This window comes from Nautilia lithotrophica, assembly GCF_054656815.1.
Map to the genome: position 1 here is coordinate 43091 of NZ_BAAHXN010000003.1, position 25980 is coordinate 69070.

The window sequence follows — 25980 nt, forward strand, 5'->3', positions numbered from 1 at the left end:
GGGTGAAGGGGAGAAGGAACAGTTACAGAAATTTGATAGTTTGGCAAAAATCTATGGAATTGGTAAAAGAAATACATAAAATCACTATGGCATTTCCAGATGAAGAAAAGTTCGGGCTTACTTCTCAAATAAAAAGAGCCGCTGTTTCCGTCCCAAGCAATATTGCAGAAGGGAAAGGGAGGGGGACAAATAAAGATTTTATATATTTTTTATATATTACTTTGGGTTTTTTGTATGAATTACAAACGCAATTGAAACTTGCTTATGAACTCGGTTTTGTTAAGAATTTTGACGCAATTGATACTTTATCGATAGAAATAGAAAAAATGATTAATGCATTAATTAATTCTAAAAAGGATAATAATGAATAACAACCTTCAACCTTCAACCTTGAAACTTAAACCTAAAATTGCTGTAATAGGTGATTTTATGATAGACCATTATCTGTGGGGCAGGAGTGACAGGATTTCACCGGAAGCTCCCGTGCCTGTGGTGGAAGTGATTAAAGAAGAAGACAGACTGGGCGGAGCCGGAAACGTTGTGAATAACCTTTTGGCACTCGGAAGCGATGTCCTGGTATCTACGGTTATAGGTAAAAATTCCGAGAGGCTTTTAGAGCTGTTAAAAGAAAAAAATATAGATACAAGCGGGATTTTTATTGATGAAAGCCGTGAGACTATTATAAAAAGCAGGGTAATTGCAAGCAATCATCAGGTAATAAGATACGACAAAGAAACAAAGACTCCTATATCTTCCGAATATGAAGAGAAAATATTAAATTATCTCAATGAAAATATAGAAAAAATAGATTTGATACTTCTAAGTGATTATGAAAAAGGTGTTTTGACGAAGTCTTTAACTCAAAAAATAATAAAACTTGCAAACAGAAACAATAAAAAACTGATAATAGACCCTAAAAAAGATTTCTCTAAATATATAAACGCATGGATGATTAAACCTAATAAAAAAGAATTATCAACAGCTGCCGGAATGGATATAAATACTGAAGAAGATCTAATTAAAGCCGGATGGAAAGTTAAAAAAGAGCTAAATCTTGATTTTCTTCTTGTAACACTCAGTGAAGAAGGAATGGCTCTTTTTGGAGAGGAATATATAAAAATTCCTACAATTGCAAAAGAAGTATATGATGTAACGGGTGCCGGTGATACTGTTTTGGCAAGTCTTGGGTATTATTTGAGTAAAAGTGAAGATTTAGTTGAGGCTATGAATTTTGCAAATGCCGCTGCCGCTGTAGTTGTGAGTAAAATAGGAAGCGCAACGGTAACCCTTGAAGAGATTGAAGAGACAGAAAGAAGAATAGACAACAGCGTGGATTATAAAATAGTGAATTTTGAAAAAATTGCCCATATTGCAAATGATTTGAGAGCTCAGAATAAAAAAATAGTGTTTACCAACGGATGTTTTGATATTCTGCATTTAGGGCACGTTAAGTATCTTCAAAAAGCAAAGGCGCTTGGAGATAAACTAATAGTAGGCGTTAATTCAAACGATTCCGTTAGTAGATTAAAAGGGCCTGAAAGACCGGTAAATGACGAATACGACAGGGCGTATCTTTTAGCAAGTCTTGAAGTTGTTGATTTTGTAGTAGTTTTTGATGAAGATACTCCTTATGAGCTTATTAAAAGAATAAAACCGGATGTTTTGGTTAAAGGTAAAGACTACGAAGGAAAAGTTGTAGTCGGAAGCGATATAGCAAAAGAAGTAAAACTTATAGATTTTGTTGAAGGCAGAAGCACCACAAGTATAATTAGAAGGGTGAAGGGATAAAGTTTAGGAAGAAGGCAGAAGGTTAAAGGATGAAGGTGGATTGTAAAAAAATTGAGAATGGAGAATAGAGAATGAATAATTTAAAAAAGTGTTTGCAAGAACATATACAAACGGCAAAAAAAATGCAAGACCTGCTTCCTTTGATTAAAGAGGCCGGGGAATTGTGTCTAAGTGCTTTAAAAACCGGTAACAAAGTAATGCTTTGCGGTAACGGCGGAAGTGCGGCGGATTCTCAGCACATTGCGGCGGAACTTAGCGGAAGATTTAAAAAAGAAAGAATTCCTCTTGCAGGAATAGCGCTAACGACCGACACGTCGGCACTTACCGCTATCGGGAATGATTATGGGTATGAATATGTGTTTTCAAGACAGCTTGAAGCATTGGGTAAAGAGGGAGATGTATTAATAGCCATATCCACAAGCGGTAATTCCCCTAATGTAATAAAAGCTATTGAAAGTGCAAAAAAAACAGGAATAAAAGTTATAACATTAAGCGGAAAAGATGGCGGTAAAATGAAAGAAATGGGTGATGTGAATATTGTAATCCCTTCAAACGACACACCAAGAATTCAGGAAATGCATATTATGGTCGGGCATATGATCTGCGCTTTAATCGACGAAGGGTTTTAATATTTCGTCAACAATAAGTTTCGCCCCTTCTTTTTTATTTATTTCGGCTAAATTTTGAGATATTTTTTCCAGATCGGCATTGAATATCAGACTTTCTATTTTTTCGATATCAATTTCGTCTTGTCTGATTACAAAGCCGGCATTTTTATCTTCTAAAAACTTAGCGTTATAGTATTGGTGATCTCCCGCGGCGTATGGATACGGAATAAAAAGAGCCGGAATCCGGTTTGCCGCAAGTTCAAAAAGAGTGGAAGCTCCGGCTCTGCTTATCGCAAAGTCCGCTTTTGATATTTTTTGAACCAAATTCGGATCAAAGTCAAATACCTCAGCGTCAATTTTATTTTGTGTGTAAAAATTTTTTATTCTTTCAAAATCCCTTTTTCCTGTCTGGTGGATGATTTGTATGTTTTTTTCTTTTAATTTAGGTGCGAGATTTATCGCCAAATCGTTTATAGCCAAAGCCCCCTGGCTGCCGCCAAGAAAGATGATTGTTTTTAATTCTTTTCTTATTCTTGCCGTATCAAAAAAAATATTTTCAACCGGATAAGGGTCTTTATAAAAAAAAGTATTGAAAAATCTTTTGCTAAAAGGTTTTAAGAGTTTGTTGAGCGAGCCTATGTGTGCGTTTTGTTCATGAATAAATAAGGGGATGAAGTTAAAAAGTGCGGCAAAACTCGCAGGTGCCGCAGAATATCCTCCGACACTGAATACAGCTTGAATATTGTGTTTTTTTAGCAGTTTTTTTGCCCTGAACGAGAGTTTTAGGATGTGTATTAGCGAATTTATTTTACCTAAGCCTTTTTTGTTTACCACGCCGCTTGAAGGAAGAAAGTATTTGGCTTCAAATCCTTCATCGTTTTCAAACCACGCTTTGTCTGCACCTGATGTTGAACCGATGTATATTGGCTTTATGCCTCTTTTGTTGAACTCTTCTTTTATAACTTTTGCGATTTTCAGATGCCCTCCGGTGCCACCCCCGGTTATTGCAATTTTTTTAATTCTCAATTCTCAATTCTCCATTCTCAATTCAGTTTTGCTTTTTTGCTGATCATTAAAACCATTCCGATTGCGGTGCAAAGAGCCACAAGCGAACTACCCCCGTAGCTTAAAAAAGGAACGGTAAGACCTTTAATCGGAATAAGTGATGTTACACCAAGACCGTTGAATATAAACTGGATCATAATAAGCGTTCCTACACCGAAAGCAAAAAGCTGATACTCTTTTTTTTCGCTGCGGTTTGCGATTTTGTATATTCTGTAGACGAGTGCGAGCATTAGTATAACTATAACGCTTATACCTATAATTCCCGTCTCTTCCGCAATTCCCGCCAAGACGAAGTCCGTATGCACGTCTGAGAGGAAACCTAATTTGAATATGCCGTTTCCGATTCCCTGACCGATAATTCCTCCGTGATAGATGGCGTTTAGAGACTGCTCAACCTGTCCGTAACTCATTGAACTTTCTACCGTAATATCCGGGAAAAAATTGTTAGTCATCAGGTGAAGCCATGCTTTAAATCTTGCATATCTGTATCCGGAAGAGAGGATTGCGGCTATAAATACGAAAATACCTCCTGCTAAAATAATCGTAAAAGTTTTAAATTTACCTCCTGCTATTAAAAGCAAAAATGCAAATAAAAGACCCATAACCATAACCTGTCCAAGGTCTGACTGATATGCCAAAATAAGATACCAAAAGCCTCCGAGTATTATGATGTAACGGATAATTAGCTGGAATTCTTCCTTTAGGGTTCTGTGACCTTTTACCTGTCTTGTGAAAGACCATGATAGGAAAAAAATTACACCTAATTTAAAAAACTCAACCGGTGCGAATTTAAAAGGACCTATTTTAATCCATCTTTTGGCTCCGTTAATTACGGGAGCAATGCTTTCAGGCAAAAAAGGCATGGCGATAACCAAAATAGCGGATATTATAAGAATACTCCAGCCTATTCTTTCAAACCACTTATCCGGATCAAGTTTGGCAAACCAGACCATTATTGCAAATCCCAATATTCCGAAGCCGATATAACGCATTACAAAGTGATATTCGCTTAAATGTTTGGCATGTTCGAGGTAAACAGGCAGGGAATATGAAAAAAGAGCCCCGATTAGCATCAGTATACCGACAATTATGAATATAAGGGAGTCGACTTTTTGCAAATTTCACCTTTATGAAGTATAATATTGATAGAATTTTAACAAATTTATAATGAAAAAAGTGGGAAAATAGAAAATTGTAAATAACGCATTATTACGGAATAAAAATTGCTTGTAAAAATAAAAAGGAGTAAAAGTGGCATTTGAGATAAGCAAAAGTTTCGATATCCTTGAAAAATCACTTCATTACAGAAAAATCAGACAGGATATGATTGCCAGCAATATCGCAAATGCCGATACTCCTTATTACAGACCTAAAGACATCAGATTTGAAGAAGCATTGCAGGCTGAAGTTGATAAAAAATTTAATATAAGATCGGCTCCAAAACTCGAGCTTGCAAAAACACAGCCCGGACATATGTCAGCTCCAGATGAGAGTTCAGATGCTAAACCGATTGTGTTTTACAGAGACGGGCATTTGGCAAGAAACGATGGAAACAGTGTGGATATAGACGTTGAAACGACTGAAATGGCTAAAAACAATATAGCGTATAACGCTGCGATTCAGGCTTTGAGAAAAGATATTGATATCTTTAAAGCCGTAATAGATTCAAGCAAAAATATATAAGGGTAAATGATGGGATTTTTTAACAGTTTTGATATTTCCGGATACGGGCTTTCGGCTCAAAGATTTAGAATTAATATAATTTCCGAAAATATAGCCAATGCAAATACTACAAGAACAGATGAAGGCGGACCTTACAGAAGAAAAGAAGTGATTTTTAAAGCTGTTCCGTTTGAAGAACAGCTAAATCAGGAAATAGAACAAAGCTCTAAATTCCATCAGTATGAAAACCCTCTTGATGAAGAAGGTGAAAATTACGCGGTGGCGAAGCCTCCGATTGAAACGGTTGTGGTTGACAAAGTGGTAAGAGACGATTCCAAACCTATTTTAAAATACGATCCGTCTAACCCGGATGCGGACGCAAATGGATATGTCGCTTATCCAAACATTAATCCCGTTATAGAAATGGCCGATTTATTAGAAGCCACACGTGCTTATCAGGCGAACGTAGCGGCGTTTCAAAGTGCGAAGACAATGGCGAACAGCGCTATTAATATTTTACAAAGTTAAGGAATAGGAAATGGCTTTTATAAATAAAGTTGAAAATGCAAACAATATCGGAAATATTGTTAATAATAAAAACAAAGCCGACGGCAGTTTTGAGGATTTGTTAAAAAAAGAACTCGATACAACTAACAATATGATGCAAAATGCCGAAAAAGCCGAAGCGGATATAGCTACGGGAAAAGTTGAGGATTTGGCAAAAGCTTCTATTACGATTCAAAAAGCGGAAATGCAAATGAAAATGGTTTTGGAAGTAAGAAACAAAGCCATTAACGCCTACAAAGAGCTTCTAAAAACACAAATTTAATGAAAAACACTAAAATCCCCGTAATTTATATAATTTTTTTTCTTCTTGTAATGGCACTTTTCGGTGCCTTTTTGTTCTTTAGTGTTACCAAACCCAAAAGCTATTTCAATCCCAAAATAACAAAAATAGAAAGCGCCATAAGAGGAAGTATAAAAACCAAGAACTTCACTTTGGCGAAAAGTGAAAAAATTTACAGCGTGTATATAAATCCGGCTTATATAGAAAAAACAAAAAAAAGAATGTTTATAGATCTTTTCAGTATTTATACAGGTGTGGATAAAAAAACTCTTTATAAAAAACTAAACAAACATAAAAAAAGAATTCTTCTTGCCAAAGTAGATTTAAAAACAAAGCAGCAGCTTGTGTATCTTAGAAGAATTCTTGATTATTACAGGGTTTTTACTTCTATAAATGGTGTAAGACGAGCTTATGATATTGAAAGTGTAGTATATGTAGGTAAGAATAAATATGAAGCACTTTTTAAAAGACTTTATCCTTACGGAGATACGTTTGAGCCGTTTTTAGGAAGATACCTTAAGGACAAAGGAAGAGGTGATAATGGTATAGAGGATTATTATGACAATATATTAAGACCTCAGAAAAATGGTAAAATCGTAGGATACAGGGATGTTAGCGGAAATATAATTTATGATAAAAATTCTGTCATAGAATATCCAATAAATGGGAAAAATATAGAACTTAATATTAATCTGGTTCTTCAAAGAAGAATAGAAAAGCTTCTAGATGAGGCAAAATCTCTCTATCAAGCAAAAGAGGTAATGGCTGCTGTTATGGATTCTAAAACAGGTAAAATTTTGGCAATTGCCTCTTCAAACAGGTATAATCCTTCCCATATTACTAAAAAAGACATTCCTAATATGAAAATAAGTGCTGTTAGATATTTATACGAACCCGGGTCTGTTATGAAACCGATTACTTTTGCGATTTTGCTTGAAAACAAAAAAGTAAATCCTTATGAGGTGTTAAACGGATATAACGGAAAGTGGAAACCTAAATGGAGAAAAACATATATTAGGGATGACGACGCTTTTGCATGGCTTAGTGCGGAAAATGCTCTTGTGTATTCGAGTAATATCGTTATATCGCAGCTTGCATTAAGACTCACACCCAAAGAATTTTACGAGGGGCTTAAAAATTTCGGATTTTCAAAATACAGCGGAATTGACCTGCCTTATGAATTAAAAGGTGTAATCAGAAGTTTAAGAGAGCTTAATTACCCGATTTATAAATCAACTACGGCATATGGTTATGGGATTATGGTTAATTTTGTTCAGCTTTTAAAAGCATATAACGCGTTTAACAATAACGGAATTGAAGTAACGCCTAAAATTGCCAATGTTCCAACGAAATCTAAAAGGGTAATAAGCGCCAAAACGGCAAATGAAATGCTAAGAATTTTAAGAAAGATAGTTTTAAAAGGGACTGCTAAAAACGCATATATTGAAGATATTTTTACAGCGGGTAAAACCGGAACAGCACATGTAAGCGTTAATAATAAATACGAAAAAATATATAATTCTTCATTTTTCGGTTTTGCAAACGATAAGTCCCGTAAATACACTATTGGAGTAACTTTTTTAGATATCAAAGCCCCTTTTCCTAACTACTTTGCATCTCAAAGTGCTGTACCATTATTCAAAAAAATTGTTATAATAATGAAGGATGAAAAATTAATAGGGGATTAATATGGCTCAAAATCTTCCTCAAGCGCTGCTTGATATGCTTAATTATCAATTTTTATCGTTGCCAATATATAAAATATTAATAGCTTTTTTTGTATTTTTTTTCTTTTTGTTTGCGAGGAAGTTTTTTACTTTAATAGTATTATCGTTTCTAAAAAAAATTGTTTCGAAAACAAAAACGGAAGTTGACGATAAGTTTTTACATGCTATTAGAAATCCTTTGAGGTTTCTATTTATTATTGCGGGAATATATTTTCTTTTTTATTTCCTGGAAGCAAACGGTGCGATTTTAAATCATTTACTTAAAGGTCTTTTGATATTCGATCTGTTTTGGATGATTTATAATGTTATAACCGAATTTGAAGATTATGTGTATCATATATTGGGTAAATTCGGAAAAGCTTCAAGAGAACTTGCTTCTTTTTTAATCAAACTTACTAAAGTTTTTATAATTACAATAGGTGTAGTTGCTCTTCTTCAGGACTGGGGTATTAATGTAACTGGGTTTTTAGCTTCACTTGGACTTGGAGGTTTGGCGTTTGCGTTGGCTGCAAAAGATACGGCTGCCAATATTTTCGGGGGTATTGCCATTTTAACCGATAATATTTTTAAAATAGGTGAATGGGTTAAAATTGGAAATGCGGAAGGAATAGTCGAAGATATCGGAATGAGAACAACTAAAATAAGAGCATTTGATAAAAGGCTTATTGTAGTGCCAAATTCAGTAATTGCCAATTCAAATGTCGAAAATTTCAGCAGGCGTGACAGACGTAGGATTATGATGAGATTGGGACTTACATACGATACTACGCTTGAAACCATGGAAAAGATTTTAAATGAAATCAGAGAAATGCTTATAAATCATCCCGATATACACAATGAACCTATTTTGATATATTTTGATGAATATCAGGACAGCTCACTCAGCATATTTTGTTATTTTTTTACAAAAACTGCGGTTTGGGACGATTATTTAAAAATAAGGGAAGATGTTAATTTCAAAATAAAAGAAATAGTAGAAAAAAACGGCGCTTCATTTGCATTCCCTTCAAATAGTTTGTATATTGAAACGCCGGTAAGGATTGAACATGCTTAAAAAATTATATAAAAAAACATTAGGTTATAAACTTTTTTTAGGTTTTTTAATAGGAATAGGTGCTGTTATTCTTCTAATTTTATTAATGCTTACTCCAATAGGGAGTGGAGTATTAAAAAAAGTAATTGAATCTAAAATCGATAGATACATACCCGGGGCTGAAATTACATATTTGGATTATGGGGTTAATAATTTTTCTTTGGCCGCAAAAAAAGGTCATAATATAGTAAAGGTTTACGGTGCAATTTTTCCTTTGAATGCTATGTTTGAAGGCAATATTGAAAATTTATCGGAACTTTCACCTTATTATCAGGGTAAAATGAATTTAAGTGGAAAAATATTCATTGATAGAGATGATTTTGTAATTGAAGGCATGTCCTTTTTTGCTAACGGATATATGAATTTTAAAGTTAAATTGAATGATAAAGTTAGTCTGCAGGCAAAAGGAAGTGATTTTGACCTAAAAAGATTATTATATATTTTAAAAATAAACTATCATTGGGTTGAAGGTAAAACCGATATTCAAATAGACAAGGAAAAGAATTCTTTATTTAATGTGGTTTTTAAAACGGACGGAGAATATAAAAAAAGAGTTAATACTAAGTTTAAAGCTATTACTAATATAAAAATGAAACATAAAGATAATTTAAATTTTGATTCAGAAATAAATTCGGAAATTGGAATTATAAGTTTGAATGGTGAAGTGCATAATGAAAAATGGGGTTATAAATTTAAAGCTACAAATATAGATTTATTGAAATTAAAACCTATTTTATTATATCCATTTAAAGAAATAACTTATTTTACTGGTGCATACGAGTCCTCAAATGATGTATTAAAATTTAAAGGTAAAAATTTTGAAGGGTTTGCGGACTCTAAAATAGAATTAACCTTTAAAATGAATGGAAAAGAATTTTTTAAATATCTTGGAATATTGAATATTTTGGATGGAAAAATATCCGGAACAATCAAAATAAATGATAAATTTGGAACATTTGATATCGTAAGTAATGATACAAAGTTTTCTAAAAATAATTTTACTAATAGATTAAAATATTTAATAGGTATAGATCTTTCAAAAGAAAACACCGGAAAAGTATTTTTTAAAGGACATTTTGATAAAGATAGAGTTATTTTTGATATGTTAAGCACTAATCAAAATATATCTTTAAGCGTTAAAAAAGGAAAATTTATTTATCCTGATAAATACGATATTGTGTTGTATTTAAGAAAGGATAATAATGTATTTAAAATTTTATTAAAAAACGGAATCATTAAAGTATTAGAAAAAAGAGATTTTAGAGAAAGAGATAATAAAATATTAGTCTTCTAATATCAAGTTTCTTGACTTTTCTTCCTAAATCTTGTATAATTACATTGTAAAAAATAATAATTCTTTAAAGGAGGGGATAATGTGGCCAACAGTATTTGATCCTTTTAAAGAATTACAAGACATTGAAAGAAGAATAGGAGCTGTATTAAGTTCAAACAGACCTGTGCAAAAAGTAGAAAGTTTTACACCAGCAGTTAATGAAAAAGTAGATGAAAAAGGTTATTATTTAGAAATAGACCTTCCAGGGGTAGAAAAAGAAAATATAGAAATTTCTGTAAATGAAGGAATTTTAACAATTTCAGGTGAAAGAAAACTTGAAAGAAAAGAAGAAAAAGAAAACTATACAAGAATTGAAAGTTTCTTTGGTAGATTTGAAAGAAGCTTTAAATTGCCAGCAGATGCTGACGCAGATAATATTGAAGCTAAATATGAAAATGGTGTATTAAAACTATTTATTCCAAAACGTCCTAAGCCGGAAGGTAAAAAAATCGAAATTAAATAACTTTCCGCCTTCCACTTTCATCCTTCATCCTTAATCCTTTACTAAATAAGACTTATTTTGTAGCTATTTAATATCTAATTCATATTTGTTATAATCTCCTTGAAATAAATCAAGGAGTGAAAATGTTTGAAAAACTCTTTAAACTCTCTGAGAAAAACACAAATGTATCAACTGAAGTAAGGGCCGGGTTTACCACATTTCTTGCCATGATGTATATTGTCCCAGTAAATGCAGGTATAATGAGTTTAACCGGAATGCCGTTTGACGCATTAATTACTGCTACAGCTGTTGTTACAATTATTGCAACAGTTCTTAATGGATTTTGGTCTAATACACCTGTTGCTATGAGTGTAGGAATGGGGCTTAACGCGTATTTTACGTTTGGTTTAGTTAAAGGCATGGGAATTCCATGGCAAACAGCTCTTGGAATTGTTATGATTAGTGGTTTGATTTTTTTACTTTTGTCTTTTACCAAATTTAGAGTTTGGGTTCTTGAGTCTGTTCCTATTGATATTAGACGTGCAATAAGTGCGGGTATTGGAGCGTTTATTGCGTTTATAGGTCTTCAAGGAATGAAAATTATTGTAAATAATGATGCCGTTCTTGTAGGGCTTGGTAATTTACATGACCCTAATGTATTACTTGGAATATTTGGATTTGCCGTAGCTGCAATTCTTTACGCATACAGGGTTAAAGGCGCGTTTATTTTTTCTATTTTAATCACATCTATTGTCGCATGGGTATTTGGACTTGCGAAATTGCCTGATGGTATCGTTTCACTTCCGGCAAGTATGTCACCTATTGTATTTAAATTTGATTTGATGAGTGCATTAACTTTATCTTTGATCCCTGTAATTATTACATTCTTAATTACGGATATGTTTGATACAATCGGAACACTCGCTGGTATTGGAATGAGAGCAGGTTTATTTAAAGACGGAAGTAAAGAACTTCAAAAAACTCTAGAAGCTGACGCTGCTGCTACAGTTATCGGTGCAGCATTAGGAACTTCAACGACCACTTCGTTTATTGAAAGTGCAGCTGGGGTTGAAGAAGGGGGAAGAACCGGACTTACTGCTGTAGTTACAGGGCTTCTTTTTATTACTACTCTGTTTTTCTTACCGATTTATAAAGCTATTCCGGAAAATGCGATTTATCCTATTTTAGTAATGGTTGGTGTGTTGATGTTTAGTGAGCTTAAAAATATTGATTTTCAAGATACAACTATAGCGGTTAGTGCTTTTGTAACAGTTATTTTAATGCCTCTTACTTACTCAATTACGCTTGGACTTAGTGCTGGATTTGTTCTTTATTTGATTCTTGCAGCGTTTAGAAAAGAATTTGATAAAATAAATATTGGAACAATTACACTTGCAATTATTGGTTTAATGGCATTTATATTTCATTAAAAACAAAGAGTTTTAAACTCTTTTCCTTTTTTTAAGGAAATAATAGAATAAAAATTTCCTTCATTTTTCATTTTTTACTTTCCACTTTTCACTTTATTATATATTTATATGATATAATTCCATCCCCCTGAACGTAAAAGAGGTTTTGCAATTAGTAAGTAATTAAGTTGTGAAATTGTGAAGTTGTGAAAATATTATCAGAAACTTTGCAAAATCGCAGCTGACTAATTGCAAGAGCTGGTCTTTGACCTAAGGGGTAATTGATAAGTATCCGAGTTTCAAGTAGCCAAGTTCCGAGTAATTATGAAACCTGGAACTTGGAACCCGGAACCTGGAACCAAAACAAAGGGAGAAGTTATGAAAGTTAGAGCATCAGTTAAGAAAATTTGCCCTAAATGTAAAGTGGTAAAAAGAAAAGGGATTGTAAGAGTTATTTGTGAAAATCCTAGACATAAACAAAGACAAGGATAAAACATGGCGAGAATTGCAGGGATAGACTTACCTAAAAAGAAAAAAATCGAATATGCACTTCCATATATTTATGGAATCGGTCTTACTACAAGTAGAAAAATTCTAAAAGACACTGGAATTGATCCAAACAAAAGAGTTTATGAACTTACTGAAGATGAGATTTCAACATTAAATAAAGAAATTCAAAACAATTACATTGTTGAAGGTGAACTTAGAAAAATCGTTCAGCTTAACATTAAAGAACTTATGGACCTTGGATGCTATAGAGGACTTAGACACAGAAGAGGATTGCCTGTTAGAGGTCAAAGAACTAAAACAAATGCTAGAACCAGAAAAGGTAAAAAGAAAACTGTTGGCGCAAAAGCTAAATAAAGGGTGAGAGATGGCAAAAAGAAAAGTAACTAAAAAGAAAAAAATTAAAAAACAAGTAGGTCGCGGGGTTGTATATATTTCAGCGACATTCAACAATACAATGATTACTGTAACTGATGAAATGGGTAATGCATTATGCTGGAGCAGTGCAGGTGCGCTAGGATTTAAAGGTAGTAAAAAATCTACACCATTCGCAGCACAGCAAGCTGTAGAAGATGCTATGGCTAAAGCTAAAGAATACGGAATTAAAGAAGTAGGTATTAAAGTTCAAGGACCTGGTGGTGGTAGAGAGACTGCAGTTAAAACTGTAGGTGCGATTGAAGGTATTAAAGTATTATGGATGAAAGACGTAACTCCGTTACCTCACAACGGATGTAGACCAAGAAAAAGAAGAAGGGTGTAACGATGGCAAGATATACAGGACCAGTTGAAAAAATAGAAAGAAGATTAGGTGTTTCACTTGAACTTAAAGGTGAAAGAAGATTAGCAGGTAAATCAGCACTTGATAAAAGACCTTACGCACCAGGACAGCATGGACAAAGAAGAACAAAAATTTCTGAATACGGATTACAGCTTAGAGAAAAGCAAAAAATCAAATATTATTATGGTGTTTTAGAAAAACAATTTAGAAAATTCTTTAAAGAAGCAAACAGACAAGAGGGGAGCACAGGGGAAAACCTAATTAAACTTCTTGAAAGAAGACTTGATAATGTAGTTTACAGAATGGGATTTGCAACTACTAGAAGATTTGCAAGACAACTTGTTACTCACGGGCATGTATTAGTAAATGGTAAAAAAGTAAACATTCCTTCTTATTTAGTAAAAGAAGGTGACAGAATCGAAATTAAAGAAAAATCTAAAAATAACGTTCAAATTCAAAGAGCGCTTGAGTTATCTCAGCAAACTGGTATTGCTCCATGGGTTGATGTTGACAGAGAAAAATTAGTAGGTGTATTCCAAAGAATACCTGAAAGAGAAGAAGTTAATATTCCGGTAGAAGAGAGACTAGTAGTTGAGTTGTACTCTAAATAATAGGGGCTAAAAAATGAATAAAATAAAAACAGAAGTTTTAATTCCAAGCGATGTTTCTTTCAAAGAAGAAGGAAACAAAGCTACAATTGAAGTGTATCCTTTTGAAGCAGGTTTTGGAGTAAGCGTTGCTCATCCAATTAGAAGAACGCTTATAGCTTCAACGCCTGGTTTTGCACCTATTGCACTTAAAATAGAAGGTGTAAAACATGAATTTGACTCATTAAAAGGTATGCTTGAAGATGTTGCAAGTTTTATTATTAACCTTAAAAACATCAGATTTAAAATTAAAGAGGGCGATGAAGCAGTAGTTGATTATGTGTTTGTAGGTCCTAAAGAGATTAAAGGTAGCGATTTAGCTAACGATTTAGTTGATATTGTTACACCTAACGAATACATTGCAACATTAAATGAAGAAGCAGAACTTAAACTGACTTTAATTATCAGAAAAGGCATGGGATTTGTTGCCGTTGAAAACTTTAGAGATGAAATTCCAGAAGGTTTCATAGGACTTGACGCATATTTCAGCCCTATTAAAAAAGTAGTTTACAATATTGAAAATATCTTAGTTGAAGACGATCCAAATTTTGAAAAAGTAATTTTTGAAGTTGAAACTGACGGACAAATTAGCCCGATTGATGCATTCAAAAACGCAGTTAACAACTATTTAAATCAATTTAGCGTATTTTCAAAAGAATTTAAACTTGAACAAAAAACATCTCAAAGCGTTGAGCTTGATGATATTTATAATGTTTTGTTTGAACCTATTGAAAACCTTAATCTTAGAAGCAGAAGCTTCAATGCACTTGATAGAGCAGGAATCAGATTTGTAGGTGAACTTGTTTTAATGGGTAAAGAAAAAATTTCTAATATCAAAAATCTTGGAACTAAATCATTAGAAGAAATTTTTGAAAAATTAGAAGAAATTGGATTCCCGTTAAATAAAACATTGCCGCTTGATATTAAAAAAGCAATTGAAGATAAACTATCACAACTTAAGGAGAATTAATGAGACATAAACATGGATACAGAAAGCTAGGTCGTGTTAGCGAACACAGACAGGCACTTCTTAGAAACTTAGCGTGCGATTTAATTGAAAATGAAAAAATTGAAACAACAGTTCCTAAAGCAAAAGAACTTAGAAAATATATAGAAAAAATTATTACAAGAGCTAAAAAAGCTGATTTTAACACTCACAGATATGTTTATTCAAAACTTGGATCAAACGAAAGAGCAAAAGCGGCAACTAGAAAAGTAATTGAAGAAATTGCACCTAAATTTGAAAACAGAAATGGTGGGTATACAAGAATTATAAAAACAAGATTCAGAAGAGGTGACGCAGCTGAAATGTGTATAATTGAATTCGTTGGAGAATAATATGGCTGAAATTCCTTTTTCTAACGAAGATTTAAAAGAAGCTGTGGCTAACGTTCTTGACGAAGTTAGACCAATGCTTCAAATGGATGGCGGTGATGTTACGTTAATAGACGTAAGAAAACCGATTGTTTTTGTTCAATTACAAGGTGGATGTGTAGGGTGTGCAAGTGCGGGTGCTACACTTAAATACGGAATTGAAAAAGCATTAAAAGAGAAAATTCACCCGGACCTTGTAGTAATGAATGTCCCTCATGGATATGAGGATAAATTGGATGAGCTTGTCAAATATTCATTTTGATTTAAAAGAACTCCTTAAATCTGCGATTGAGAAAAAGGAGTATGGGAAAGTGATGAAGCTTATTGAAAAGCTTTTGTCAGACTCCTCTTCTCCTTTTAATCACGAAGAAATAAACGGAATAATGTTCAGTGATGTAAAGTTACTTGTAAAGACAAAAGAAGATTTGGAAAATATACTTCTTTCTACAAAAGTGATATTTGAAAATAAAGAAGATCTGCTTGAATTTTTTGAAATGCTTTTGAATTACGGATATAAAGAAAGTGCAATAAGTTATTTTGAGAAATTACTTTCAAACTTTAACGATTACGAATTAATAGACGGATTTAATACTCTCTTACAATAATGTGATATAATTAAGTCATGAACTACAAAGAACTTATACAAAAAGAACTTATTACTGACAATACAAAAGAACTTAGTAAAGACAGGCTATTTTTAAAAACCAAACAGAATGAAAAATACGCTAACAATATATCAGATTACATTACCCCAAAAGATTTAATCAATAATCTTAATCTAAAAACTAAATTTATTGGAATAACAGGCACAAATGGAAAAACAACTACTGCATTTGTATTAGGTTACCTTTTACAACAAGCCGGCTTTAGTGTAGGAATTCAAGGAACTGAAGGCTTTTATTTTAATGGAAAGAAAAAAGAGGCCAAAACCCTGACAACTCCTCCCATATTCACAACGATTAAAAGAGCCGTGAAATATGAACCGGATTTTTATATTATGGAAGTTAGTTCCCACGCGATCGTTCAGCAAAGAATAGAAGGTATTGAATTTACGGCTAAAATACTCACTTCATTTTCTCAAGACCATCTTGATTTTCATAAAACGATGGAAGAATATAGAAGAGTTAAAGAAAGTTTTTTTCAGGATGAGGCTATTAAAGTTGTGAATGGAAAACTGAAAAGTCGCCAAGTTCCAAGTTCCAAGTTTCAATTAGTAAATGTAGGAGGTTTTGATTTCAAAATAGATTCTAAAAATTTATATGTTTTGGAAAAACCTATTGTCGATGATGTTCCAATGGCGGGAGAATTTAACAAAATGAATTTCTCTCTTGCAATAAAAGCTGTTGAATTGATACAAAAAGATTTAAATAAAGCTTGGAACCCGGAACCTGGAACTTGGAACTTAAAAATTCCCGGAAGAATGGAAATAGTTTCGAAAAACCCTCTTGTTATAATTGATTTTGCACATACGCCTGATGGAATGGAAAAAGTTTTGAGTAGTGTGGAAGGTAAAAAGATTGTAGTTTTTGGTGCGGGTGGTAATAGGGATAAAGATAAAAGATATTTGATGGGTGAAATTGCCGATAAATACGTAGAATATATAATACTTACTGAAGATAATCCAAGATGTGAAAAAGCGTTTGATATATGTGAAGATATAGCAAAAGGTATTAAAAATACACCATATAAAATCATTACAAACAGAAAAGAAGCTATCAAAGAAGCATTAGACATAGCCAAGAAGAAAGATTATACATTAATGCTTTTAGGCAAAGGTGATGAAAATTATATAGAATATTGTGAAGAAAAAGTTGATTATTCGGATAGGGAAATTGTGAAGAAGTTGTTAGGTAATAAAGTTTTTAAGGTTAGTTAGGGTTATTATGGTTATTAAGTTATTGAGGTTGTTAAGGTTTGTTAAAGTTATAGAAATTTATTAAATTAAAAATATAAAAAACTTAAATAATTTAAAAAAACCTTAATAACCCTAATTAACCTTAATAACTTTAATAACTTAAAAACTAATAATTTATTTGTAAAATTAAAAAAAATATGTTATAAGTCGCAAAAAATTTAAGGAGCGTAATATGCAAATGCCAAAACCAAAAAACGTAATTTATATGTGTCAGGTCAAAAGACCGCCGAGTTTTCCAAAACCAAGCTGTGTTAGAGAAGGAAAAGAAGATCTTTTTCAGTTTACTCAGCAAAAAATGATGGAGATGGGAATTGACCCTATGGTTAACTGGATAGTCCCAACCGGATGTCTTAACAGATGTAACTTCGGACCGGTTATGATGGTGGAACCAGGTCAGTATATGTATGTAGATCTTGATAAAGATAAAATTGAAAGAATTCTAAAAGAACATATTATCGGTGGAAATCCGGTAAAAGAATATTTAATTCCGGAGGAATTCTGGGCATAAGGATATAAAATGACAATAGAAATGCTTTATTCCAAAATACACAGAGCTACGGTAACGGACGCCAATTTAAACTATGTCGGCTCCATTACTATCGACGAAGAGCTAATGGAAGAAGCGAATTTGCTTGTCGGGCAAAAAGTAGATATCGTAAATATTAATAATGGTGAAAGATTTTCTACTTATGTTATAAAAGGGAAAAGAGGGAATCGTGACATATGTCTAAACGGAGCCGCGGCAAGAAAAGTTCATCCGGGCGATAAAATAATAATAATAGCTTATGCAAACATGACACCCGAGGAAGCTAAAAGTTTTAAACCTGCAGTGTTGATTGTTGATGATAATAACGATATAATTGAAAAAACAACTTATTTGCAGGAGGGGTAATGTTTGGTAATGTAGATTTAAACGAAATGCTTCAGAAACTTCAAGAGCAGATGCAAGAAGCCGATAATAAAATATATACTGCAACAAGCGGCGGTGGAATGGTCGAAGTAAGTGTGAATGGAAAGTTTGAGGTAATAGATATCAAAATAGACGATTCGCTTTTGGAAGATAAAGAATCGCTTCAGATTCTTTTAATGAGTGCAATTAACGACGCTATAAAAATGGCTGTTGAAGATAAAAAATCACAGGCTTTAAATATGTTTGGAGGAATGAATTTAGGACAATGAAAAAGTTAATATTTTTTATCCCTCTTTTTCTTTTAGCGTCAACTTATCCGGATTTTAGACCATGTTTAATTAAATATTCTTTTATAAAAAACTCTGTCCCTATAATTAAAACAAAAAGTATCACTTTTAAGAAAAAAAACTGCACTGATTATGACCCTTTTACCGGAATGTGCGTTGTTAAATCCACTAATAAAAAAGTTATAAAATTTTTCAAAAACCCAAAACTCGGCTGGTGGGCTGCAAGTGTTAAAAATAATGAAATATATGTCGGAAACTATGCTAAAAACGAAATCTTTTTTTCACCCGCACTTCTTAGTGTAAAGGCGGTGAAGAACAGCGTGGTTACCGATATGTTCTGCAGAGCAATAGGAATCGGAAGAGGAGACGGGTTTATAAAAGGTGATATGGTTGAGCATTTTGTAAAATACGGATACTGGGGAGATGTTGGTATAGAAGTTGATGAAAATATGAAAATTGTCAGTTTTGATCCTTTTTATGTAAAAAATATAAAAACAGGCCAAAAAATAGTAAAAATAAATAATAAAAATGCAACTCCTGAAACATTTAATAAATATATAATACAAGGTATTAAAGGTAAAAAAATAGTTTTGACTATTAACGGAAAAAATATAAAACTTACAATAAGAAAGAAAAAATATCTTTACACTCCACTTGAACATTTCGGAATATCGGTAAATGATCAGCTTATAATAACAAAACTTCCTGAAAAACTTCAGCAGATATATTTTATAAAACCGGGTGCTAAAATAATAAAAGTAAACGGCGTGGAAATTAAAACTTTTGAAGAGCTTAAAAAAGCACTCTCAACTTACAAAAATGTTACAATTTCACTATATCAGCAAGGTATAACGGCTACAATACCATTAAGGTAGGAAATGGAAGATTTTATAAAAAAAAATTTAATAAAAGCACCGAGTTTTCATCCGTATTATGAAAAAGCTTTAAATGAGATGTTGTTGGCGGGAGGTAAAAGATTCAGACCCAAACTCCTGCTCTCAGTCGTAAAAGCGTATGAACCTCTTTTGGTAGAAAATGCAAAATATGCGGCTTACGCGATTGAGCTTATACACACATATTCATTAATACACGACGACTTGCCTACTATGGACAATGCCGATCTTAGACGCGGCCATCCTACACTTCATGTAACGTATGACGAAATTACCGCATTATTAGCAGGAGACGCTCTTAATACATATGCGTTTGAGATTCTTTCAAAATCTCCGTTTAGCAGTGATGTTAAAGTCGAACTTATTAAAATCCTAAGTGAAAACGCCGGAGCCGGCGGTATGGTTTTGGGGCAGGCAATAGATTGTTATTTTGAAAATAAAAAACTGAACTTGGATGAACTTAAATTCCTACATCTTAATAAAACTGCGAAGTTAATTGCGGCAAGTTTGCAAATGGGAGCGGTTATCGTAAATTTAGATAAAAAACTGCAGGAAAAATTATATAATTTCGGAATTGATTTGGGAATTCTTTTTCAGGTGCAGGATGATATACTGGATGTAACAATGAGCAGTGAAGAAGCGGGTAAAACAACCGGCGTTGATGAAAACAAAAATACGTTTGTAACACTTTTGGGGCTCGATGGCGCTTTAAAAGAAGCGGATGTTCTTGCCCAGAAGTTAAAAAATGAAATAAGCAGATTTGATGAGAAACTTAGAAAAGAATTAGAACCGTTACTCGAAAAATATTTATACAGACATAAGGAGAAATAATGAACTTAAGAAAAAAAATGGCGGATACGATCAGATTTTTAGCTGCCGATATGGTGCAAAAAGCAAATTCGGGGCATCCGGGTGCGGCTTTGGGTCTTGCTGATATTATGACGGTATTCAGTGAAGTGGTAAATATTACTCCGCATAATCCAGAATTTGTAAACAGAGACAGGGTAGTATTCTCAGGTGGGCATGCGACTCCTCTTATTTATTCAATGCTTTTCCTTTGGGGGTATGACATTACTTTGGATGATCTGAAAAACTTCAGACAACTAGGGAGCAAAACCCCGGGACATCCGGAATTCGGGCACACTCCGGGAATTGAAGTAACTACCGGACCTCTTGGGCAGGGTGTGGCAAATGCTGTCGGATTTGCAATGGCTAAAAAGTTTATGAGTCTTAAATTCCCTGAAATAAACCATAAAGTATGGTGTTTTTGTGGTGACGGGGATTTGGAAGAAGGAATTTCTTACGAAGCATGCTCTTTAGCCGGAAAACACAAACTTGAAGATTTAATAATTATATACGACAGCAACAATATTTCAATCGAGGGCGAAGTAAGTATAGCTTTTGAAGAGGATGTTCAAAAAAGATTCGAGTCACAAGGATTCAGAGTTCTTGAAATGAACGGGCACGATTATGAAGATATTGAAAAAAAATTAAACGAAGCCAAAAACAGCGACGGAAGACCTACTTTGATTATCGCCAAAACAGTAATAGCAAGAGGGGCCGTAGGACTTGAAGGAAGCGAAAAAACCCACGGTGCGCCTTTGGGTGAGGATGTAATTAAAAAATCAAAAGAAGCTGCGGGATTTGATCCTGATGAAACGTTTATAGTTCCTGAAGACGTGCTTGTGAGATTCAGATGTGTAAAAGAAAGAGGAAAATTAATTGAGGCTGAATTTAATAAAAAAGCAAATGCCGGAGAGATTAAAGCGTTTTTTGAAAAAGACTTCAGTAAAATCAAATGGCCTGAATTCGAAGAAGGCGCAAGTATCGCCACAAGAAAAAGCAACGGTGAAATTCTTAATGCCATAGCAAAAGCGGTTCCGAGTTTCCTAGGCGGAAGTGCGGATTTGGCACCGTCAAATAATACGGCTTTAAAAGATGAAGATGATTTTCCGCATGGTAGAAACCTACATTACGGAATCAGAGAACATGCAATGGCGGCTATTAACAACGCATTCAGCGCATACGGATTCTTACCGTATGCAGCTACATTTTTGGTATTTAGTGATTATTTAAGAGGCGCTCTTAGAATTGCGGCACTTAGCAGTCATAAAAACTACTGGATTTTTACTCATGATAGTATCGTAGTAGGTGAAGACGGCCCTACTCATCAGCCGGTTGAACATATTACTTCTTTAAGAGCAATTCCGAATCTATACGTATTCAGACCTGCAGATGCCAATGAAAACGTAAACGCATGGAAAGCGGCACTTGATATCGATGCTCCTGTAGTATTTGCGTTAAGCAGACAGGGGCTTAGAAACATAACACCAAAAGATGTTGATTTAAGCAAGGGTGCATATATTTTAAGAGAAGGAAACAGCGATATTACTTTGGTGGCCAGCGGAAGCGAAGTTAATCTGGCTGTAGAAGTTGCTAAAAGAATTGATGCGAGAGTTATAAGCGTTCCTTGTTTTGAGCTTTTTGACGAGCAGGATGAAGAATTTAAATCGTCTCTTTTCAAAGGCAGAGTAATTGCAATAGAAGCAAACAGAGCATTTGAATGGTATAAATATGCCGATGAGGTAATAGGAATGAATACATTCGGTGCAAGCGGTAAAGGCGGGGATGTATATAAACATTTCGGATTTGACGTAGATGCGATTGTAGAAAGGATTGAAAAATGATATTGGCAACTCCAGGACCTGTTGAAATTCCTTATTTTGTAAGGGAAACCTACCTTAGGGATACGATTCATCACAGAACTCCTGAATTTAAGGAGATTCTGCTTGATACTTTAAACAGATTCAAAAACATTACAAAACTTCCTTATAACGTTTTTCTAAGCTCTTCCGGAACGGGTGCAATGGAAGCGGCTGTAATTAATACCGTAAAAAATAAAGCATTAACTGTAAACGCCGGGAAGTTCGGTGAAAGATGGGGTAAAATATGTAAAGCCCACGGTATAGAATTTAGTGAAATCAAATACGACTGGGATACTCCGGCACTTGTTGATGATGTTATTGCGGCCATTAAAGAAGATGATTCAATCGATACGTTTTTTATTCAGATTAGTGAGAGTGCGGGAGGACTTAGACATCCTGTGGAAGAAATTGCCGCAGAAATAAAACTTATAAATCCTGACATTATCGTGGTGGCTGACGGAATTACAGCTCTTGGTGTGGAAGATTTGGATACAAGTAATATCGATATCGTAGTGGGAGGAAGCCAAAAAGCATTTATGCTGCCTCCAGGACTCAGTATGCTTGGACTTAGCGATGCTGCGGTTGAGAGAATCGGAAGCGGCAGAGGGTTTTATTTTAATCTCGCAAACGAAATTAAAAAACAAAGCGAAGGAACGACAGCCTTTACTCCGGCAACGGGGCTTATAATCGCATTAAACGAGGTACTGAAAAAACTTGAAGACATAGGGCTTTATAATCATTATGCAAATACAGCTAAAAGACACAGAGCGATGCTAAGTGCGATTGAGGCTGTTGGACTAAATATTTTTCCTCAAAATCCTGCACTTTCAATGGCGGCGGTTTACAGCGACAAAGCTGAGGAAATAAGAAAAATACTGAAAAACAAATACGAAATCAACGTAGCGGGCGGTCAGGATCATATGAAAGGCAAGCTGTTTAGAATCAATAACATGGGGATTATAGAGGATAACAAAATGGCGTATATATTGAATTCTTTAGAATTGGCGCTTGAAGAGCTCGGAATCAGAAAGTATGACGCTACGGCAGTAAAAATATACAGTAAAGAGAAATAATGATATTAAAACACGACATACCTCAGGGGGCGAAATTATATTTCGGTAAAGAAGCTAAAATAAAAAGAGAAATAGAAAACATTGCGGCGGAAGTTTTTGAAACACTTGAATTTGAAGAAATTGTAAGTCCGTTTTTTTCTTATCATCAATTAGAGGCACTGGATGAAAAGGAGCTTATAAGATTTACGGATGAAAAAAACAGGTCTTTGGCACTGAGAGGTGACAGTTCTATTGACGTTATCAGACTTGTTATCAAAAGACTCAAAAGCGAAGCCAAAAAATGGTTTTATATTCAGCCGGTATTCAGAGCGCCGAGTAATGAAATGTATCAAATAGGAGCTGAGAGTTTAGGCGGTGATTTGGTTGAGATATTAAAAGTCAACAAGCTTATTTTTGAGAGACTCTCAAAAGATTACACACTTCAGCTCTCACACATAAAAATACCTCAAAAAGTAGCGGAACTTACGGGGCTTGATATAGAAGATATTAAAAAGATGAGACTTTATAAATTTAAAGAAGAATGGCTAAACAAACTCGTTTCAATTCATAAATTGGAAGATCTGAATAATTTAGAAGTGTTTCCTGAGGAAATAGCCGCTTATTTAAAAGAGCTTAAAAGTGTGGCCGAAAAACATGAAAATGCTATAATTGCACCGTTGTATGTAGCGAATTTAAGATATTACACAGGTGTTTTTTACAGATTTTTAAAAGATAACACCGTTTATGCAAAAGGCGGGGAATACGTGGTAGAGGGTGAAAGAAGCGTTGGATTTTCAATATATACGGATAATTTATTAAAGGATATTAATGGTTGATTTGATAGTCGGACTTCAATGGGGAGATGAAGGAAAAGGGAAAATTGTTGATTTGGTGGCAAAAAACTATGATATAGTAATCAGAAGCCAGGGTGGACACAATGCCGGCCATACCGTGGTGGTGGACGGTAAAAAATATGCACTTCACCTTCTTCCGAGCGGTGTGCTCAATCCAAACGCCACAAACGTAATCGGAAACGGGGTTGTTGTATATCCTAAACAGCTTATTAAAGAAATCAGAAGTTTTGAACACAATATAAAAGAAAAACTTTTAATTTCCGACAAAGCTCATATGATACTCGACCATCATATTGCAATAGATCAGGCAAGAGAGAAACTCAGAGGCAAAAACGCAATAGGAACAACAGGAAGAGGTATCGGTCCCGCGTATGCCGATAAGATTGCAAGAGTCGGCGTAAGAATGGGTGAACTTAGAAATATTCCTAAACTTATTGAAAAACTTGTGCATTATTATGAAATGAATAAAGGGTATTTTGATTATCTGGGAATAGAAATTCCAAGTATTTCCAAACTTGAAGAAGAGCTTAAAGAATATAAGGAAGAATTAGGGAGTTTAATTACAAACACTACCCAGTATCTTTGGGACAATATGGATAAAAACATGCTTCTTGAAGGTGCTCAGGCTACGCTTCTTGATATAGACCACGGAACATATCCTTATGTTACAAGCTCGAATACAATTGCAAGCGGGGCTCTTACAGGAAGCGGAATAGCACCTAAAAACCTGAATAAAGTAATAGGAATAGCAAAAGCATACGCCACAAGAGTCGGAAACGGACCTTTCCCTACGGAAGATGATGGTAAAGCAGGCGACAAAATAAGAGAGCAGGGCGGAGAATACGGAACGACAACCGGAAGACCTCGAAGATGCGGATGGTTTGACGTGGTGGCTGCAAGATATGCGGTAACTCTTAACGGATGTGACGAGGTTGCTGTTATGAAGCTTGACGTGTTAGACGGATTTGATAAAGTGAAAGTGTGCGTAGGGTATGAAATTGACGGAGAAAAAATAGACTATTTCCCAAGTGAGCTTGACGATGTAAAACCGGTATATGTTGAGCTTGACGGATGGGACGGCAGTGCACACGTGACTAAATGGGAAGATTTACCGAAAAATGCACAAAAATATATTGAATTTATAGAAGAAAAAATAGGAACCAAAATCAAATACGTCTCAACCGGAGCGGAAAGAAACGCAACGGTAATTAGATGAAAACAAAGTTTGATAGCGTCGTAAAAGTAAAAAAACAAAAAGTCGATGCTATTGAAAGAAACCTTCAAAAAATAAACGTTTCTATTCAGAATTTAAAAACCAAAATCGAAGAGCTTACAAGAACTCTTCTTTCTTTTACTTTTCCAAAAGAAGGAAACTTCGCGCTTCTTAATCAAATCAAACACCAGCAGCATATTATAAGAGATGAAATTCAAAATCTCAAAAATCAGATTATGGTTTTAGAGAGCCGCAAAAAAGAGCTTTTGGAAGAGCTTAAAAAAGCAAATATAGATTATGAAAAAATGAAATACCTCCAGGCTGAAGAAATTAAAAAAATAATTAAAGAAAAGAGACTGAAAGAGTCAAGAGATTTGGACGAAATAGCGATTTTATTAAGGAAAAATGGTGAATCCGAATAAAATATACTTAACTCAAACCGATACTACCGTAGGATTTTTGTCGCAGGACAAAACAAAGCTCAATAAAATAAAAAACCGCCCCTTAAATCAGCCGGTATTAAGAGAAGTTGACAGTTTGGAAACCCTCAAAACATTTATAAGAGTTCCGGATAAGTATAAAAAAATGCTAAGAAGAGCAAAAAAAACCACGTTTATTTTTCCAAACACAGAGAGTTACAGGGTGGTAAAGGATGAAAGACATTTGGAATTTTTAAAAAAATTCAAATGGATGTATTCAACTTCCGCAAATCTTCACAAAAAACGTTTTGATGAGGTATGGGCAAAAGAACAGGCGGATATTATTGTGGAAGATAAAAGAGGATTGTTTGAGGGAGAACCTTCATCTATTTTTAAATTATCAAAAAATAAAATTAAAAGAATAAGATAAAATTGAGAATGGAGAATTGAGA

33 protein-coding genes are annotated in these 25980 nt (G+C 34.1%); 31 read left to right on the forward strand and 2 right to left on the reverse strand.

Going from position 1 to position 25980, the window contains the following annotated elements:
• Positions 1-2: 2 nt before the first annotated feature.
• The 3 genes from ACYQ19_RS07660 to gmhA all read left to right on the forward strand — a co-directional run bounded on the left by ACYQ19_RS07660 (position 3) and on the right by gmhA (position 2417).
• Positions 3-371: a four helix bundle protein gene (locus ACYQ19_RS07660; protein WP_459978845.1), complete on the forward strand. Its 369-nt coding sequence runs from the start codon at positions 3-5 to the stop codon at positions 369-371.
• Positions 364-1788 carry a D-glycero-beta-D-manno-heptose-7-phosphate kinase gene (gene rfaE1, locus ACYQ19_RS07665; RefSeq protein ID WP_459978846.1) on the forward strand — a complete coding sequence of 475 codons (1425 nt, stop codon included), beginning with the start codon at positions 364-366 and terminating at the stop codon, positions 1786-1788. The genes ACYQ19_RS07660 and rfaE1 overlap by 8 nt, the downstream gene beginning before the upstream one ends.
• Before the next feature lie 71 nt (positions 1789-1859).
• A complete protein-coding gene (gene gmhA, locus ACYQ19_RS07670; protein WP_459978847.1) occupies positions 1860-2417 on the forward strand; it encodes a D-sedoheptulose 7-phosphate isomerase in 558 nt (185 codons plus the stop codon).
• On the opposite strand, the gene murG is transcribed toward gmhA, so the two are convergent.
• Together murG and ACYQ19_RS07680 are read right to left on the reverse strand one after the other, a co-directional pair.
• Complete coding sequence (murG, locus tag ACYQ19_RS07675; protein ID WP_459978923.1) at positions 2397-3416, reverse strand: undecaprenyldiphospho-muramoylpentapeptide beta-N-acetylglucosaminyltransferase; 1020 nt, start codon at positions 3414-3416, stop codon at positions 2397-2399. The two genes, gmhA and murG, sit on opposite strands and share 21 nt — an antisense overlap.
• Before the next feature lie 23 nt (positions 3417-3439).
• Positions 3440-4579 carry an FtsW/RodA/SpoVE family cell cycle protein gene (locus ACYQ19_RS07680; RefSeq protein WP_015902605.1) on the reverse strand — a complete coding sequence of 380 codons (1140 nt, stop codon included), beginning with the start codon at positions 4577-4579 and terminating at the stop codon, positions 3440-3442.
• Between the two features lie 133 nt (positions 4580-4712).
• On the opposite strand from ACYQ19_RS07680, the gene flgB reads away from it, so the two are divergent.
• The 28 genes from flgB to ACYQ19_RS07820 all read left to right on the forward strand — a co-directional run bounded on the left by flgB (position 4713) and on the right by ACYQ19_RS07820 (position 25958).
• Complete coding sequence (gene flgB, locus ACYQ19_RS07685) at positions 4713-5144, forward strand: flagellar basal body rod protein FlgB (RefSeq protein WP_459978848.1); 432 nt, start codon at positions 4713-4715, stop codon at positions 5142-5144.
• A gap of 9 nt (positions 5145-5153) precedes the next feature.
• A complete protein-coding gene (gene flgC / locus ACYQ19_RS07690; protein WP_459978849.1) occupies positions 5154-5651 on the forward strand; it encodes a flagellar basal body rod protein FlgC in 498 nt (165 codons plus the stop codon).
• Positions 5652-5661: 10 nt separating this feature from the next.
• Complete coding sequence (fliE, locus tag ACYQ19_RS07695) at positions 5662-5952, forward strand: flagellar hook-basal body complex protein FliE (protein WP_459978850.1); 291 nt, start codon at positions 5662-5664, stop codon at positions 5950-5952.
• A complete protein-coding gene (locus ACYQ19_RS07700) occupies positions 5952-7658 on the forward strand; it encodes a peptidoglycan D,D-transpeptidase FtsI family protein (RefSeq protein WP_459978851.1) in 1707 nt (568 codons plus the stop codon). Before fliE ends, ACYQ19_RS07700 begins: the two co-directional genes overlap by 1 nt.
• Position 7659: 1 nt before the next feature.
• On the forward strand, positions 7660-8751 hold the full coding sequence (locus ACYQ19_RS07705) for a mechanosensitive ion channel family protein (protein WP_459978852.1): 1092 nt from the start codon (positions 7660-7662) through the stop codon (positions 8749-8751).
• Positions 8744-10084, forward strand: coding sequence for a hypothetical protein (locus tag ACYQ19_RS07710; protein WP_459978853.1), 1341 nt, complete (start codon positions 8744-8746; stop codon positions 10082-10084). Before ACYQ19_RS07705 ends, ACYQ19_RS07710 begins: the two co-directional genes overlap by 8 nt.
• A gap of 79 nt (positions 10085-10163) precedes the next feature.
• Positions 10164-10586 (forward strand): Hsp20/alpha crystallin family protein, encoded by a 423-nt coding sequence (locus tag ACYQ19_RS07715; protein WP_459978854.1) that lies wholly within the window; start codon positions 10164-10166, stop codon positions 10584-10586.
• A 122-nt stretch (positions 10587-10708) separates the two neighbouring features.
• The gene (locus ACYQ19_RS07720) at positions 10709-11995 is read left to right on the forward strand and encodes an NCS2 family permease (protein WP_459978855.1); all 1287 of its coding nucleotides are present in this window, start codon (positions 10709-10711) and stop codon (positions 11993-11995) included.
• A 357-nt stretch (positions 11996-12352) separates the two neighbouring features.
• Entirely contained in the window at positions 12353-12466 is a 114-nt protein-coding gene (gene rpmJ / locus ACYQ19_RS07725; RefSeq protein WP_041361679.1) for a 50S ribosomal protein L36, read from the forward strand.
• A 3-nt stretch (positions 12467-12469) separates the two neighbouring features.
• Entirely contained in the window at positions 12470-12838 is a 369-nt protein-coding gene (gene rpsM / locus ACYQ19_RS07730; RefSeq protein WP_459978856.1) for a 30S ribosomal protein S13, read from the forward strand.
• Between the two features lie 10 nt (positions 12839-12848).
• Positions 12849-13241, forward strand: coding sequence for a 30S ribosomal protein S11 (rpsK, locus tag ACYQ19_RS07735; protein WP_459978857.1), 393 nt, complete (start codon positions 12849-12851; stop codon positions 13239-13241).
• Between the two features lie 2 nt (positions 13242-13243).
• A complete protein-coding gene (gene rpsD, locus ACYQ19_RS07740) occupies positions 13244-13870 on the forward strand; it encodes a 30S ribosomal protein S4 (protein ID WP_459978858.1) in 627 nt (208 codons plus the stop codon).
• 13 nt (positions 13871-13883) lie between these two features.
• Positions 13884-14876, forward strand: a complete 993-nt coding sequence (locus ACYQ19_RS07745; protein ID WP_459978859.1) for a DNA-directed RNA polymerase subunit alpha — start codon at positions 13884-13886, stop codon at positions 14874-14876.
• Positions 14876-15244, forward strand: a complete 369-nt coding sequence (gene rplQ, locus ACYQ19_RS07750) for a 50S ribosomal protein L17 (protein WP_459978860.1) — start codon at positions 14876-14878, stop codon at positions 15242-15244. The genes ACYQ19_RS07745 and rplQ overlap by 1 nt, the downstream gene beginning before the upstream one ends.
• 1 nt (position 15245) lies before the next feature.
• Positions 15246-15542 (forward strand): NifU family protein, encoded by a 297-nt coding sequence (locus tag ACYQ19_RS07755; protein ID WP_459978861.1) that lies wholly within the window; start codon positions 15246-15248, stop codon positions 15540-15542.
• A gap of 52 nt (positions 15543-15594) precedes the next feature.
• Positions 15595-15885: a hypothetical protein gene (locus ACYQ19_RS07760; protein WP_459978924.1), complete on the forward strand. Its 291-nt coding sequence runs from the start codon at positions 15595-15597 to the stop codon at positions 15883-15885.
• Positions 15886-15902: 17 nt separating this feature from the next.
• Positions 15903-17156 carry a UDP-N-acetylmuramoyl-L-alanyl-D-glutamate--2,6-diaminopimelate ligase gene (locus tag ACYQ19_RS07765; RefSeq protein ID WP_459978862.1) on the forward strand — a complete coding sequence of 418 codons (1254 nt, stop codon included), beginning with the start codon at positions 15903-15905 and terminating at the stop codon, positions 17154-17156.
• A 211-nt stretch (positions 17157-17367) separates the two neighbouring features.
• On the forward strand, positions 17368-17703 hold the full coding sequence (locus ACYQ19_RS07770) for a (2Fe-2S) ferredoxin domain-containing protein (RefSeq protein WP_459978863.1): 336 nt from the start codon (positions 17368-17370) through the stop codon (positions 17701-17703).
• A 9-nt stretch (positions 17704-17712) separates the two neighbouring features.
• Positions 17713-18087, forward strand: a complete 375-nt coding sequence (gene panD / locus ACYQ19_RS07775; protein ID WP_459978864.1) for an aspartate 1-decarboxylase — start codon at positions 17713-17715, stop codon at positions 18085-18087.
• Positions 18087-18374: a YbaB/EbfC family nucleoid-associated protein gene (locus ACYQ19_RS07780; protein WP_459978865.1), complete on the forward strand. Its 288-nt coding sequence runs from the start codon at positions 18087-18089 to the stop codon at positions 18372-18374. The genes panD and ACYQ19_RS07780 overlap by 1 nt, the downstream gene beginning before the upstream one ends.
• A complete protein-coding gene (locus ACYQ19_RS07785; protein WP_459978866.1) occupies positions 18371-19267 on the forward strand; it encodes a DUF7488 domain-containing protein in 897 nt (298 codons plus the stop codon). The genes ACYQ19_RS07780 and ACYQ19_RS07785 overlap by 4 nt, the downstream gene beginning before the upstream one ends.
• Positions 19268-19270: 3 nt before the next feature.
• On the forward strand, positions 19271-20116 hold the full coding sequence (locus ACYQ19_RS07790) for a polyprenyl synthetase family protein (protein ID WP_459978867.1): 846 nt from the start codon (positions 19271-19273) through the stop codon (positions 20114-20116).
• A complete protein-coding gene (tkt, locus tag ACYQ19_RS07795) occupies positions 20116-21972 on the forward strand; it encodes a transketolase (protein WP_459978868.1) in 1857 nt (618 codons plus the stop codon). Before ACYQ19_RS07790 ends, tkt begins: the two co-directional genes overlap by 1 nt.
• Positions 21969-23063 carry a pyridoxal-phosphate-dependent aminotransferase family protein gene (locus ACYQ19_RS07800; protein WP_459978869.1) on the forward strand — a complete coding sequence of 365 codons (1095 nt, stop codon included), beginning with the start codon at positions 21969-21971 and terminating at the stop codon, positions 23061-23063. Before tkt ends, ACYQ19_RS07800 begins: the two co-directional genes overlap by 4 nt.
• Positions 23063-23878 (forward strand): ATP phosphoribosyltransferase regulatory subunit, encoded by an 816-nt coding sequence (locus ACYQ19_RS07805; RefSeq protein WP_459978870.1) that lies wholly within the window; start codon positions 23063-23065, stop codon positions 23876-23878. The genes ACYQ19_RS07800 and ACYQ19_RS07805 overlap by 1 nt, the downstream gene beginning before the upstream one ends.
• A complete protein-coding gene (locus ACYQ19_RS07810) occupies positions 23865-25112 on the forward strand; it encodes an adenylosuccinate synthase (RefSeq protein WP_459978925.1) in 1248 nt (415 codons plus the stop codon). Before ACYQ19_RS07805 ends, ACYQ19_RS07810 begins: the two co-directional genes overlap by 14 nt.
• Positions 25109-25531 (forward strand): flagellar export protein FliJ, encoded by a 423-nt coding sequence (locus tag ACYQ19_RS07815; RefSeq protein WP_459978871.1) that lies wholly within the window; start codon positions 25109-25111, stop codon positions 25529-25531. Before ACYQ19_RS07810 ends, ACYQ19_RS07815 begins: the two co-directional genes overlap by 4 nt.
• The gene (locus ACYQ19_RS07820; RefSeq protein ID WP_459978872.1) at positions 25518-25958 is read left to right on the forward strand and encodes a Sua5/YciO/YrdC/YwlC family protein; all 441 of its coding nucleotides are present in this window, start codon (positions 25518-25520) and stop codon (positions 25956-25958) included. The genes ACYQ19_RS07815 and ACYQ19_RS07820 overlap by 14 nt, the downstream gene beginning before the upstream one ends.
• Positions 25959-25980: the final 22 nt, after the last annotated feature.